The sequence below is a fragment of the Isoalcanivorax indicus genome (assembly GCF_003259185.1).
In the GTDB taxonomy this organism is placed as follows: Bacteria; Pseudomonadota; Gammaproteobacteria; order Pseudomonadales; family Alcanivoracaceae; genus Isoalcanivorax; species Isoalcanivorax indicus.
Genome location: NZ_QGMP01000001.1, coordinates 895,787 through 909,163, shown reverse-complemented (window position 1 = coordinate 909,163; position 13,377 = coordinate 895,787). Strand labels below are relative to the sequence as shown.

Annotated in this window: 13 protein-coding genes; 6 read left to right on the top strand and 7 right to left on the bottom strand. The window is 65.9% G+C overall.

Annotated elements, in window-relative coordinates:
- Positions 1-7: 7 nt before the first annotated feature.
- Genes DKW65_RS04220 through DKW65_RS04195 form a run of 6 tightly spaced genes read left to right on the top strand, consistent with a single transcriptional unit; the run spans position 8 to position 6,803 of the window.
- On the top strand, positions 8-697 hold the full coding sequence (locus DKW65_RS04220; protein ID WP_111656088.1) for an RDD family protein: 690 nt from the start codon (positions 8-10) through the stop codon (positions 695-697).
- On the top strand, positions 697-1,689 hold the full coding sequence (locus DKW65_RS04215) for a stage II sporulation protein M (protein WP_111656087.1): 993 nt from the start codon (positions 697-699) through the stop codon (positions 1,687-1,689). Before DKW65_RS04220 ends, DKW65_RS04215 begins: the two co-directional genes overlap by 1 nt.
- Positions 1,686-3,191 carry a DUF4129 domain-containing protein gene (locus DKW65_RS04210; RefSeq protein ID WP_111656086.1) on the top strand — a complete coding sequence of 502 codons (1,506 nt, stop codon included), beginning with the start codon at positions 1,686-1,688 and terminating at the stop codon, positions 3,189-3,191. Before DKW65_RS04215 ends, DKW65_RS04210 begins: the two co-directional genes overlap by 4 nt.
- A complete protein-coding gene (locus DKW65_RS04205; RefSeq protein ID WP_111656085.1) occupies positions 3,188-4,492 on the top strand; it encodes a DUF4350 domain-containing protein in 1,305 nt (434 codons plus the stop codon). The genes DKW65_RS04210 and DKW65_RS04205 overlap by 4 nt, the downstream gene beginning before the upstream one ends.
- The gene (locus DKW65_RS04200) at positions 4,489-5,463 is read left to right on the top strand and encodes an AAA family ATPase (protein ID WP_111656084.1); all 975 of its coding nucleotides are present in this window, start codon (positions 4,489-4,491) and stop codon (positions 5,461-5,463) included. Before DKW65_RS04205 ends, DKW65_RS04200 begins: the two co-directional genes overlap by 4 nt.
- Positions 5,460-6,803 (top strand): DUF58 domain-containing protein, encoded by a 1,344-nt coding sequence (locus DKW65_RS04195; protein WP_111656083.1) that lies wholly within the window; start codon positions 5,460-5,462, stop codon positions 6,801-6,803. Before DKW65_RS04200 ends, DKW65_RS04195 begins: the two co-directional genes overlap by 4 nt.
- Before the next feature lie 22 nt (positions 6,804-6,825).
- Here the strand turns inward: DKW65_RS04195 and DKW65_RS04190 are convergent, their stop codons facing one another.
- The 7 genes from DKW65_RS04190 to DKW65_RS04160 form a co-directional block, all read right to left on the bottom strand.
- Positions 6,826-7,449, bottom strand: a complete 624-nt coding sequence (locus DKW65_RS04190) for an outer membrane beta-barrel protein (protein WP_111656082.1) — start codon at positions 7,447-7,449, stop codon at positions 6,826-6,828.
- Between the two features lie 145 nt (positions 7,450-7,594).
- Positions 7,595-7,930 (bottom strand): Na+/H+ antiporter subunit G, encoded by a 336-nt coding sequence (locus DKW65_RS04185; protein ID WP_342767588.1) that lies wholly within the window; start codon positions 7,928-7,930, stop codon positions 7,595-7,597.
- Complete coding sequence (locus DKW65_RS04180) at positions 7,927-8,196, bottom strand: K+/H+ antiporter subunit F (protein WP_111656081.1); 270 nt, start codon at positions 8,194-8,196, stop codon at positions 7,927-7,929. The genes DKW65_RS04185 and DKW65_RS04180 overlap by 4 nt, the downstream gene beginning before the upstream one ends.
- Positions 8,193-8,684, bottom strand: coding sequence for a Na+/H+ antiporter subunit E (locus DKW65_RS04175; RefSeq protein ID WP_111656080.1), 492 nt, complete (start codon positions 8,682-8,684; stop codon positions 8,193-8,195). The genes DKW65_RS04180 and DKW65_RS04175 overlap by 4 nt, the downstream gene beginning before the upstream one ends.
- Entirely contained in the window at positions 8,684-10,186 is a 1,503-nt protein-coding gene (locus DKW65_RS04170; protein ID WP_111656079.1) for a monovalent cation/H+ antiporter subunit D, read from the bottom strand. The genes DKW65_RS04175 and DKW65_RS04170 overlap by 1 nt, the downstream gene beginning before the upstream one ends.
- Positions 10,183-10,551: a Na+/H+ antiporter subunit C gene (locus tag DKW65_RS04165; RefSeq protein ID WP_111656078.1), complete on the bottom strand. Its 369-nt coding sequence runs from the start codon at positions 10,549-10,551 to the stop codon at positions 10,183-10,185. Before DKW65_RS04165 ends, DKW65_RS04170 begins: the two co-directional genes overlap by 4 nt.
- Positions 10,551-13,340, bottom strand: a complete 2,790-nt coding sequence (locus tag DKW65_RS04160; protein ID WP_111656077.1) for a monovalent cation/H+ antiporter subunit A — start codon at positions 13,338-13,340, stop codon at positions 10,551-10,553. The genes DKW65_RS04165 and DKW65_RS04160 overlap by 1 nt, the downstream gene beginning before the upstream one ends.
- Positions 13,341-13,377: the final 37 nt, after the last annotated feature.

Genomic DNA, 13,377 nt, shown 5'->3' with positions numbered 1-13,377 from the left:
GATCGACATGATCGACGAACAGCGCCACATCACCACGCCGGAAGGGGTGCCCCTGACGCTGGCGCTGGCCGGGCCAGTGCCGCGCGCCGTGGCCTATCTGATCGATGCCTGCATTCGCATTCTGGTGTACACCGTGGGGGCCATGCTGCTGTCGCCTTTCGGTGGTGTCGGCTGGGGCCTGCTGCTGATTCTGGTCTTCCTGCTGGAATGGTTCTATCCGGTCTGGTTCGAAGTGATGCGCCGGGGGCAAACACCGGGCAAGAAAAGCCTGGGCCTGGCCGTGGTGCGCGAAGACGCCACCCCGGTGGATCTGAATGCCAGCCTGATTCGCAACCTGCTGCGCACCGCCGACCTGTTCCCGATGTTCTACCTGGCGGGCTTCCTGTGCATGCTGATCGACAGCCGCTTCCGGCGTCTTGGCGATCTGGCTGCCGGCACCCTGGTGGTGCATCTCCACCCCCTGCACCCGCAACACAAGGAAACGCCGCAGGCCATCCCGGACAGCGGCGACAGCCAGGCACCCGACTGGCCGCTCACCCTCGCTGATCGTCACCTGCTGCTGGACTACTACGAGCGCGGCCCGCGCCTGACCCCGGCGCGGCGCAACGAACTGGCCCAACTCGCCTTCCCCGAACTGGGCGACGCAGCTGCCGAGCGTCTGGACGCCGCAGCCCGGCATACACAGGGGGCCAACTGATGCGCCAGCAGCAATTCGAGCAGGCCCACAATATCTTCTGGGAACGGCTGGCCACTACCCTGACGCAACTGGAGCAGGGCAAGCGCAAGAAGCATGAAGACGGCACCGAAGGCATTGATCAGTTTGCCGATGACTACCGGCGTCTGTGTCACCACCTGGCCCTGGCACGCCAGCGCGGCTATGGCCCGGCCCTGGTACGGCGGCTCAACGCCCTGGTACTGCGCGGCCACCGCCAGTTGTATCAGTACCGCCCGCCGCTGCTGCCGAAACTGCGTGCCTTTGTGCGAACGGACTTCCCCCGCACCGTGCGCCAGCAATGGCCCTGGCATCTGGCCAGCGGCCTCAGTTTTGTCATCGCCATGGCCATGATCTGGCTGCTGGTGGCCTGGCAGCCGGACCGCATTCACAGCGTGCTCGGCGGCGACACCCTGGCCAGCATAGAAAGCATGTACGCCAATGAACGCGGCCTGGGCGCCCGCGACAGCGGCGACGACATGCTGATGTTCGGCTATTACATCTACAACAATATCAGCGTGGCGTTCCGCAGTTTCGCTGGCGGCCTCTTTTTCGGTGTCGGCGCCCTGTTCATCATGATCTTCAACGGCGGCTTCTTCGGCGCGGTGGCCGGGCATCTGGTCAATATCGATGCGGGCGAAGCGCTGTTCACGTTCGTCATCGCCCACGGGGCGCCGGAAATCACGGCCATCATTCTGGCCGGGGGCGCCGGGCTGCGTCTCGGCGCGGCGGTACTCGCGCCGGGTCAACTGACCCGTCTGGCCGCACTGCGCGAGGCCGCGCGCAGCGGCATGCCGGTGATCTATGGCGTCATCCTGCTGCTGATTCTGGCCGCCTTCATCGAGGCCTTCTGGTCGCCGCGCGTGCTGCCCGCCGGGATCAAGTACAGCGTCGGCGCCGCCTGCTGGGCCTTGCTGGCCCTGTATCTGGGTCTGGCCGGTCGCCCGCCTGCCGTGGCCCGGGAGCCGTCCGAATGAGCACGCCGCACGCCGCCCGCATTGCGCCCCGCAGCCCCTGGCAGGCGATGGACCTGGGCACGCGCATGCTGCGCACCTGGTGGCGCCCCCTGCTGAGCATCTGGCTGGTCACCTCACTGCCCGGGCTACTGCTTCTGCTGTGGCTGACCGGCGGCGACCTGTTCTGGACCTCGATGCTGTTCTGGTGGCTCAAACCCCTGTGGGAAAGGCCACTGCTGGAATACTGCGCCCGCGCCCTGTTCGGCGAGCCACCGACGCTGCGTGCCCTGCTGCGCAGCTGGCCGAACTACGTGCGCCCGGGCCTGTTCAGCGCCCTGACCTGGCGCCGACTGAGTCCCTCGCGCAGTTTCAATGCGCCGGTGTTTCAGCTGGAGCGCCCGCGCGGCAGTGCCGGGCCGCGGCTGGCGGTGATGCACGCCGAGCCGGGCCAGCGCGCCGGGGCGCTGACCGTAACCCTGGTGCATGTCGAGCAGTTCATTGCCTTTGGCATTCTGGCCTTGCTGGTGCTGTTGTTTCCCTGGGAATTCAACCTCAGCCTGTACGACTGGATGAACGACAATGTGGCGGTGGAACACCGGCTCATGCTGGCCTGCTGGTACCTGGCCCTGTGCATCACCGAGCCACTTTACGTCTGCTGCGGCTTCGCGCTGTATCTGAACAAGCGCACCTGGCTCGAGGGCTGGGATCTGGAACAGGGCCTGCGCAGCGTCGGCCAGCGCCGCGCTGCCCGGCGCCACACCCTGGGCCCGACACTGCTGTGCTGCGCCCTGCTGCCCTGGCTCTGGTGGGCCAGCCCGGTGGAGGCCGCTGAGGACCGCGACGCGGTGCGCCAGCAGGCCATCGAGATCCTGGCCGGTGACGACCTGATGCCCATGACTGAACGCACCAGCTGGCGCCTGCGCCCGGATGCACAGCAAGACCGGAACGACCGCAGCGAGTCCCTGCTGCAACGTGTGCTGGACTGGCTGTTCAACCGCAACACCGAGCGCGAGCGCCGCGACAGCAGCTGGGATTTCGCTGGCGTTGCCGATGTGCTGCGCCTGTTGCTCTGGGCGCTGATGCTGGCCGCGCTGGGCTGGCTGCTGTGGTCCGGGCGCCATCTGGTGCGCCGCGATCTCGCCTCCACAGAGGGCGGCGATACCGCCATGCCAGTGGATATCCGCGCCCTCGCCAGCCACCGTCAGCCATTGCCCGACAACCCCGCCGCCGCCATCCGCGCCGCCCTGGATGCCGGTCACCAGCGCGACGCCCTGAGCCTGCTCTACCGCTGCTGCCTGCACAGTCTGCACCAGCGCCTGGCCGTCACGCTGCCCCGTGGCGCCACGGAAAGCGAAGTGCTGCGCCAGTTGCGCCAGCACCATGCCACCGATACCGAGGTGCGCCTGCTGGGCCGCATCACCCCCCTGTGGCAGGCCAGCGCCTGGGCCCATCGGCCGGTGGACCCCGCCGCCATCACTGCGCTGCTGGATGACTGGTGCCAGCACCAGGAGGGCCACGCATGAACCGCCGTCTGCTTGTGCTGCTGGCCAGCATGGTGGTGCTGGTGCTCGTCGGCTGGCTGGTGACCCAGGTCGAGCGCTATCGCTATATCAGCCACGACGCTCTGGCGACGTCGGTACAGCGGAACCCTTTCCATGCTGCCGAAACCCTGCTGCAACAACGCGGCCACCGCACCCGCACCCTGCACGGCGCCGACAGCCTGTTCCCGCTGCCCGCGGAAGACACCCTGCTGATACTGGACCGCACCCGGGGCAGCGCCAGTATCGAGCAGAGCTGGGATCTGCTCGACTGGGTAGCCCGGGGCGGCCACCTGATCATCGCCGCGCCGCGGGCTCCGGACATGGACCAGCCTGCTCGCGAGCATCCACTGCTGGACGCCCTGAACATCACCGTGGAGCGCAGCGAGGTGGCCGTGGCCCATGTGCTCACGGAGACGCCCTTCGACGACCTGTGGCTGGGGCTGGAAGGGCTGATGCAACGGCACTGCATCGGTGCCACCAGCGACGGCATGAGCGACGCCTGCGAGCGCGTCATGTGTGGCCGCCGGCGCACACTCTACGACACCCGACTGAACACCGATAACGGCACACGCCGCATCGCTCTGGACAGCCGGGCCACCCTGGTGGCCCTGCCCTTGGCATCTGACTTTTCTGATGACACCGACGTCTGGTACGAAGGCTCCCCGGTGCTGGCCATCGGTGACAACGAGGCGGGCCGGCAACTGCTGCAGGTGGGCTGGGGTGATGGCCAGGTCACGGTGATGACCGAACTGGCGCCCTGGTACAACGATCAACTGCATTATCTGGATCATGCCTGGCTGCTGGCCGATATCGCCGCAGACCATCCGCGCATCTGGTTCATCCAGGGCGTCACGCTGCCGCGCCTGCATGTGTGGGCCTGGCAACAGGCGGCACCGCTGATCCTGGCGCTGCTGCTGTTGCTGGTGCTGTTCATCTGGCGGTATCTGCCCCGTCGCGGCCCGGCGCTGGAGGACGCCAGCGAGCGCCCCGGCGACTTCATTGACCATCTGCTGGCCAGCGGCCGCCTGCTGTGGCGCGAACAGCGCCGCACGGTACTGCTGAACGGCCTGCGCGACGCCGTGAAGGCGCGCATGCCAAGACACGGCGCCACGGCTGCGCAACAGCGCGCCGCCGCGGCACGCCTGAGCGGCCTGCCGGAGGAGGCCATCGAGGCCGCCCTCAACCATCCCGTCAACCCTACGACAGACCGGCACGACGCGGACGATGCCAGCACCTTCCGCGACTACGTCAACACACTGCAAACCCTGAGACGCAGCCTATGAGTGAGATCAACGCCTCCGTCACCGCCGCCGGCGAGATCGCCCGGCGCATCGAAGCCCGGCTGAACCAGGTCCTGGTGGGCCAGGATGAGGTCGTGCGCGAGATATTGCTGGCACTGGTTACCGGCGGCCATGTCCTGATCGAGGGCGTCCCCGGCCTGGGCAAGACCCTGCTGGTACGCAGCCTGTCACGCTGCCTGGACCTGCCCGCCGCGCGCATCCAGTTCACCCCGGACCTGATGCCTTCGGACATCACCGGCCATGCCATCTACGACCCGAAAAGCGAAAGCTTCCGGATGCGCAAGGGGCCGGCCTTTACCCAGTTGCTGCTGGCCGACGAAATCAACCGCGCCCCGGCCAAGACCCAGGCCGCCCTGCTGGAAGTGATGCAGGAAAAGCAGATCACCATCGAAGGCAAGGCCTTCCACCTGCCCGCCCCATTCATGGTGCTGGCCACGCAGAACCCGGTGGACCAGGAAGGCACCTACCCGCTGCCGGAAGCAGAACTGGACCGCTTCCTGTTCAAGGTGCTGATCGATTACCCGGACGCCGCCCACGAACAGCGCCTGGTGCGCATGATGCTGGACGGCACCATTGGCGATGGCCTGGACGTGGCCGCGCTGAGCCCGCTCACCGACCGCGACGGTGTGCTCGCCCTGCAACAGGCGGCCACCACGGTGCAACTGGATGATGCCGTGCTCGACTATGCCGTGCGCCTGGTGCGCGAAACCCGTGACTTTGCCGGCCTGAGCCGGGGCGCCAGCCCGCGCGCCAGTATCGCCCTGACCCGCGCCGCCCGCGCCCATGCCCTGCTGGAAGACCGCGACTTCGTGATCCCGGACGACATCAAGGCCGTGGCCCGGCCGGTGCTGCGCCACCGGCTGGCCCTGAGCGCCGACGCCGAGATCGAGGGCCTGCACATGGAAGCCCTGCTCGACCGCCTGCTGGAACAGGTGGCGGCACCGCGCCAATGATGATCCCGGCCCGGCGTCTGTTTATCGCGGCCTGTATGCTGCTCCTGCTGGCACTGGTGCCCCTGCTGGCCGGTGTGTGGCTGCCCGCCGTCAAGCCGCCAGCCACCCTGCTGTGGGGGCTACTGGCGCTGGCCTTGCTGCTGACCGCGGTGGCCGACGCCCTGCGCGCCCGCCGCCAGCGCCCGCAGTTGCAGCGACGCCTGCCCGCAGCCTTCGCCGCCGGCCAGCCCGGCAGCGTGCGTATTCGCCTGGACAGCGCCAGCCTGCCTGGCCGCGCTGAGCGCAGAGAAAGCCTGCTCAGCGACAACCACCCCGGCGATGATCCCCATACCGGCCTGCCGGTCATGGTGCAGCCCGCCAGCGAAGCGATCACCGAGGTGCGCTACAGCTACCGCCCGGCACGACGCGGCCAGGCCGACTTCGGCCCGGTGGAACTGTGGTGCCCCAGTCCCTGGGGCCTGTGGCAGTACCGACATCGTCTGGGTGAGCCCGCCAGCATCCCGGTGTACCCGGATTTTTCCTGGCTGCGGGACGCTGGCCTGACGGCCACCCCCAGCAGCAGCCGCCAGCAGGGCCGCCACCAGCAACGGCGCAGCGGCGACGGCCAGGAATTCCATCAATTGCGTGAATACCGCAGCGGCGATTCGTTGCGCCAGATCGACTGGCCCGCCACCGCCCGGCGTGGCGCCCTGATCAGCCGCGAGTATCGTGACGAGCAGCATCGCCATCTGGTGCTGCTGCTGGACGGCGGCAGCCGTATGGCCTTGCCGGTGGGCACGCGCACCCTGTTCGACCACGGCCTCGACAGCGCCCTGTTGCTGTGTGCCAGCAGTCTCGACCAGGGTGATCGCCCGGGGCTGTTGCTGTTCTCCGGCGAGCAGCCCTTGTGGCAACCGCCGATGGCGCACCGGGGTGCACTGAACCGCTTGCTGAATCAGGTTTATCCGCTGCACCCCGGCGGCCAGACCAGCGACTACGCCGATGCCGCCCGACTGCTGCTGCATCACTGGCGGCGTCAGGCACTGGTGGTGCTGATTACCCGCCTGCAGCCGGACGACAGCGACGATCTGCTGCAAGCGATATCATTGCTGCGCGGCCGCTGCCGCATCCTGATCGGGGATATGTTGTTACCCGCCCAGGTGGATCTGGCACGCGCCCATGCCGAGGACCACGACACCGCACTGAAGATTGCCGCCGCCGCACGCTTCGATGCGGCGCGCGAGGCGCTGCATGCACGGCTGCGTCATGCGGGAGTGGTGGTGGCGGCGGGCACGCCGGAGCAGATGCCCCGGCGATTGAATCATGCTTACCTGGCCCTGCGCCGGGGTGGCCGACTGTAGGCCAGGCCCGGCAACAGCCGACTCAGAAGCGGTAATGCACACCCACCTGGGCGGTGGTGAAGCGGAAGCGGTAATCCTGACTGTCGGCAAACGGCTGCCCGCCCACATCAATGCCACGATAGATCTCGGCATCGGCATAAATACGGGACACGGAGGCGCGCAGGCCGATCGGCGTGTTCGGCACCTGCCATTGCGCCCCCACGCCCACATGCACCCCGGCATCGCTGCTGTCGCGGCGGGTATCCGGCAAGCGAATATCACTGGCCACCCCGGCAAGCCCCAGGGTGCCGTAGGCACTCAGGCCCGCCAGCGGCGGCGTCAGGAACAGGGCATCCACGGTCATGGCACCAAAGGTCTGCCGCTCACCGTCGGCACGGTACTCGCCCAGATCACGGAAGGTGGTTTCCAGTGACAGCCAGGGCAACACCTCAACCCCGGCATAGAGCATCCCGCCACTGTTGTCTTCACGCGTGAGGGTCAGCCCGTCATACAGGCCGTCGTCGCGAAAGCCACGCAGGTCCTGGGCACCCAGGCCCACGTAGAAACGTGTCTGGTGCACACCAGCCTCGTCGGCCTGCGCCAGGGGCACCAGGCCACCGATCATCAGTGCAGCACACCCCGCCCGTATCAGCCGTCCCTTGTTCATCGTTGTCTCCCCTGATTGGCCTGCGTCGCACGACGCAGCCCTTTATTGCCGGTGGATGCTTCAAGGTTGTACTGCACACGGGGCAAGGGGGAAACCACTCCGGTCAGAGTTTAAATAAATTTTACCCGGTCCCGTTTACCTGAAATCAGTGTTGCCAGGGCTCACCACGGGTCCGTGGCGAGGTCTTCACATGACGATGCAGTGCGGCACGGGCCACCGTATGCGCACTCACCGGAGCGGTGATGAACAGGAACATGACGATCAGCAACTCATGCAGGCTGATGCCGCCATCCTGCCAGGAAAAATAGAAGGCCGACGCCAGCACCGTGCAACCGACCCCCAGGGTGGTGGCCTTGGTGGGTCCATGCAGACGCTGGAAAAAGTCCGGCAACCGCGCCAGGCCAATGGAACCCACCAGCGCGAACGCTGCACCGGCCAGCAGCAGGGCCGCGACAATCAATTCGATCAGGATCGCCATCATTCGATGATATCCCCCCGCAGCAGATACTTGGCCACCGCCACCGTGCCCAGAAAGCCCATTACGGCAATCAGCATGGCAGCTTCAAACACCAGATCCGAGCCCTGCTGGATACCGTACAGCACGATCAACGCAATCGAATTGATGTACATGGTATCCAGCGCCAGGATGCGGTCGGTGATCTCCGGGCCACGCAACAGGCGAAACAGATTCAGCAACAGGGCCAGGGACATCATCGCCAGGGCCACGGGAATCACCGCCGCGATCATTCGAAGATCTCCTTGATGCGTGTCTCGTAACGCGCCTTCAGATGCGCCACCAGTGCCTCGGGGTCTTCCGCATTGAGCGCATGGATCAACAGGCTGTGATGCCCGCGCCCGACCTCCACGGTCACGGTGCCGGGGGTCAGGGAAATGGTGCTGGCCAGTATCGTCACCGCAAACGGATCATCCAGATCAATGGGCATTTCAATCCAGGCGGGATGCAACTTGCGCGTCGGCCCCAGAATCAGGCGGAACGCCACCATGTTGGCGTGCACGATATCGCCCAGCACCAGCAGCACGAAACGGAACAGTTTCCAGGCACTGTTGACGTGCGGCACCTCCGGCCAGAAGGCCCGCGTCATGCTCGGCAGCCACCAGGCAAACAGCAACCCGAGCAGCACCACCCCCACCGACAGGGTATTCATCAGCAACAACCAGACGATGAACAGGAATACCGTCAGGTTCGGATGCGGCAACCCGCTACGCGGTTGCATCACTCACCTCCAGTGCGTGCGCCCAGCACGGCATCAATCAGATCCTGTGGCGACTTCAGCGCCACAGCCGTCGCTTCAAGATACGCCAGTATCACATCGCCCGCCGCCACCAGCAGCAACGACAAGGGCAGCAACAGCCAGACCGGCGCCAGCGGCATCGGCTGGGCCGAGGACAAGGGCGTGGCCGGGTCACCGCGCCAGAACAGGGTAGACCCCGCTCGGGCAAAGCTGAGCAACGCAGCCAGACCGGCGACAAGCAACAGCACCCAGAACAACGCGTCTGCAGGACCTGCCGCCTGCAACAGCAATGCCTTGCCGACAAACCCGGACAGCGGTGGCAGACCCACCAGCGCCACCGCACCGGCCAGAAACGCCAGCCCCACCACCGGTGATACGATGCGCTGACCGATCATGAAGCCGTCTTCCGCCACGCCACGGCGCGCCACCACCACGCCCGCCAACAGGAACATGGCCGCCGTCAGCCAGGTGCTGTGAATCAGATAGAACAGCGCCCCCTGCCAGGCGGCTACCGTGCCCAGCGCCCAGCCCGCCAACAGGGTGCCCACCGACACCATGACCTGCCACGCCAGTAAACTGCGCAGCGAACGAGCGCCCAGCATGCCGCACACACCGAGCACCAGGGTGCCCAGCGCCAGCCACCAGACCAGGGTCTGGCCAAGGCCCGCCAGCGCCCCGGCGTGCTCGCCGAACAACAGACCATGCACCCGGAAAATCGCATAGATGCCCACCTTGGACATGATCGCAAACAACGCCGCAATGGGCGCCGCTGCCGAGGCGTATGCGGCAGGCAGCCACATGCCCAGCGGCAACAGCGCCGCCTTCATGGCAAAGACCAGCAACAGCAACAGCCCGGCGGCCCGCGCCAGCGGCACATCGTCCACCGGCAACGTCGCCAGGCGCTGCGCCATGTCGGCCATGTTCAGCGTGCCGGTGATGCCGTACAGCAGCCCCACCGCGATGATAAAAACTGCCGACCCGGCCAGATTGAGAAACACGTAATGCAGCGACGCGGCCACCCGCGCCCGGCCACCGCCAAACACCAGCAACGCGTAGGACGCGATCAGCAGGATTTCGAAAAACACGAACAGGTTGAACAGGTCGCCGGTCAGAAAGGCCCCGTTAAGCCCCATCAACTGGAACTGCAACAACCCATGAAAATTCTGCCCGCTGCGGTCTGTGCCCGCACTCATCGCCAGCGTCACCGGAATGGCCAGCACGGCGGTAACCACCAGCAACAGCGCACTGAGGCGATCCAGCACCAGCACAATCCCGAACGGCGGCGCCCAGTCCCCCAGCACGTACACCTGGGTGTCGCCGCCCGCTGCGCGCACCAGCAATGCCAGCGCGACACCGAGCAACAGCACACAGGCCAGCAGATTGATGGGCCGCTTCCAGGCCAGCCGCGCACCGCTGAACAACAGCAGAATGGTGCCCGCCAACAACGGCAACAACACCGGCAGGACAAGCAGGTGTGAACTCACGAATGGCCCTCCCGGCTTTTCTCGGGCGCACCGTGGGCGCGTTCGTTGACCCGGTCGTCCACGTAATCATGGTTCAGCGTCTTGCGGGCACGAATAACCAGAATCACCACATAGGCCGTCATGGCAAAACCGATCACGATGGCGGTCAGCACCAGCGCCTGCGGCAACGGGTCTGCATGACTCTCGGCACGGCCGATGACCGCCGGGGCATCCGTGGCCAGACGCCCCATGGAAAACAGGAACAGGTTGACCGCATAGCCGAGCAACATCAGCCCCATCACCACCGGAAAGGTGCGCGCGCGCAACATCAGGTAGACACCGCACGCCGTCAACACACCAATGCACACCGCCATCAACGCTTCCATCAGTGACTCGCCTCCGTGGTCTTGGGCACGGCGCTGATGCTGCCGAGTTTGCCGATGATCAACAGGGTGCTGGACACCACCACCAGGTAAACGCCCAGATCAAACAGCATGGCCGTAGCGAGTTCGATCTCACCGACCCCCGGCACATGCACATGGGTGTGCGACGAGGTCAGAAACGGATAGCCGAACAGCCAGCTGCCCGCGCCGGTGGCCAGCGCAATCAGCAGGCCTGTGGCCAGCACCGGGTGATAACGGAACCTGAGCCGTTCCTGGGTCCAGTCGACGCCGTTACCGACAAACTGCAGGATCAGCGCCACCGCCGTGATCAGCCCGGCAATAAAGCCGCCGCCCGGCAGGTTATGGCCGCGCAGGAAAATATACAGCGCCACCGCCAGCGCGATGGGCAGCATCGGCCGGGAGACAATCGTCATGATCATCGGGTGCGGGTTGATCAACTCACCTCTGGGCCGCCCCGGCGCATCAATGCGCAGGCCATCGAGCAGTGAATAGATACCGATGGCCGCAATCACCAGCACGGAAATTTCGCCGAGCGTATCGAAGCCACGGAAATCCACCAGGATCACGTTGACCACATTGGTGCCGCCACCGCCGGGCACCGCCTGCTCGATGAAGAAACCGGAAATGCTCTCCAGCGGCCGGGTCATGACCGCCCAGGCCAGCGCCGCCACACCACCACCGATCAGCGCCGCAATGCCGCCGTCGCGCACCAGTTGCGCACGGCTCGAACGATTCCCGGCATACTGCGGCAGGAAATACAGCGCCAGCATCAGGAACACCACCGTGACGATTTCCACGGAAATCTGTGTCAGCGCCAGATCCGGTGCCGAGAAGCGGGCAAACGCCAGCGCCACCATCAAGCCCACGGCGGACAACTGCACCAGCGCCGCCAGACGGTAATGGTGGCTGACCACCGTGCCGATGGCCGCCGCACACAGAATGAAGGCGCCGACAGCGGTCACCGGATCGGCAGGCGTCAGCCCCGCCTGCCCCGACCAGTGCGGCCAGCCCCACAGAGCCCATACCGGCAAGGCCAGTACCGCCAGCAACAGAATCAGCATATAGCGCTGCAACGAACCGTTGACCACGCTGGAGGCCACACGCTCACCGGCTTTGCCCAGCGCCTGCAGGGCGCCCTCGAACACATGCCGGGCATCCTGCAACGGCAGGCGCGCATGCCAGCGCCACAACACCTTGCGGTAGTGGTAGATCGCCACCCCGGCCACCAGCGCCAGCAGACTCATCTTCAGCGCCGTATCAAAACCATGCCAGAGCACCAGACTGAACGCCGGCGCCTCGGTGTTGAGCGTGGCCGCTGCCGCCGTGGCCAGCAACGCGCCCACCATGAACATGGGAATCATGCCCACGGCCAGACACAGGATGACCAGAATCTCCACCGGCAGACGCATGTAGCGGGCCGGTTCGTGCGGGGCTTTTTCCTGCAACCAGGCCGGTGTGGTGCGGAAAAAAACGTCGCGGATAAAGCGCAGCGAATAGGCAATCGAGAAGCTGCCTGCCACCGTGGCGATCACCGGCACCAGCAGATGCCAGGTGCCGAACACCCGCGCTTGCACGGTTTCGGCGAAGAACATTTCCTTGCTCAGGAAGCCGTTCAGCAACGGCACCCCGGCCATGGCGCCCGCCGCCACCGTGGCCAGTAACGCCGTGTGCGGCAGATAGCGGCGCAAGCCGCCCAGAAGACGCATGTCCCGGGTGCCGGTTTCGTGATCGATGATGCCCGCCGCCATGAACAGCGACGCCTTGAAGGTGGCGTGGTTGACGATATGAAACAGCGCCGCCACCGTCGCCATGGGCGTGTTCAGCCCGAACAGCAGCGTCACCAGGCCCAGATGGCTGATGGTGGAAAACGCCAGCAAGCCCTTCAGATCATGCCGGAACAGCGCCGTGACCGCGCCCAGCAGCAGTGTGGCCAGCCCGGCCCCGGTGACCAGCAGGCCCCACAGCTCGGTGCCGGACAGCACCGGGTAAAACCGTGCCAGCAGAAAGACACCCGCTTTCACCATGGTGGCGGAATGCAGGTAGGCCGACACCGGCGTCGGTGCCGACATGGCATGCGGCAACCAGAAGTGGAACGGGAACTGCGCCGACTTGGTGAAGGCACCGAGCAACACCAGCACCAGCACCAGCGGATACAGGCTGTGGCCGCGGATCAGATCGCCCGCCGCCAGCACGTCATCCAGCGCATAGCTGCCGACGATCTGGCCGATCAGCAGCACCCCGGCCAACAGCGCCAGCCCGCCCGCGCCGGTGACCGCCAGCGCCATGCGCGCACCCTTGCGGGCTCCGGAATCCTGATAGTTGTAACCGATCAGCAGGAAGGAGCTGATGCTGGTCAACTCCCAGAACAGCACCATGAGCAGCAGGTTGTCCGCCAGCACCAGACCGAGCATGGCGCCCATGAACAACAGCAGCAGGGTATAGAAGCGGCCCCCTGGATCACTTTTTTCCAGGTAGTAATGGGCGTAGAGAATGACCAGTACACCGATGCCCAGAATCAGCAGGGCAAACAGCCAGGACAGGCCGTCCAGACGAAAGGCCAGCGCCATGCCAAGTTGGGTCAGCCAGGGCAGGCTGAAGCGCAGGCCGTCGCCACCGCCGAAGACATCCGGTACCGCCAGCAGCAACAGCGCCAGAGCCACCAGCACCGGCAACACCGTAAGGCGCGCGCACCAGGCACGCCCCAGGCCCTGCGTCAGTCGTGGCAGGCAAGCGCCGCACAGCGGTAACAGGACAATCAGCAGACTATTCACGGAAATCGCCCGGATATCAGGGTTTGCGCCCCCTCAG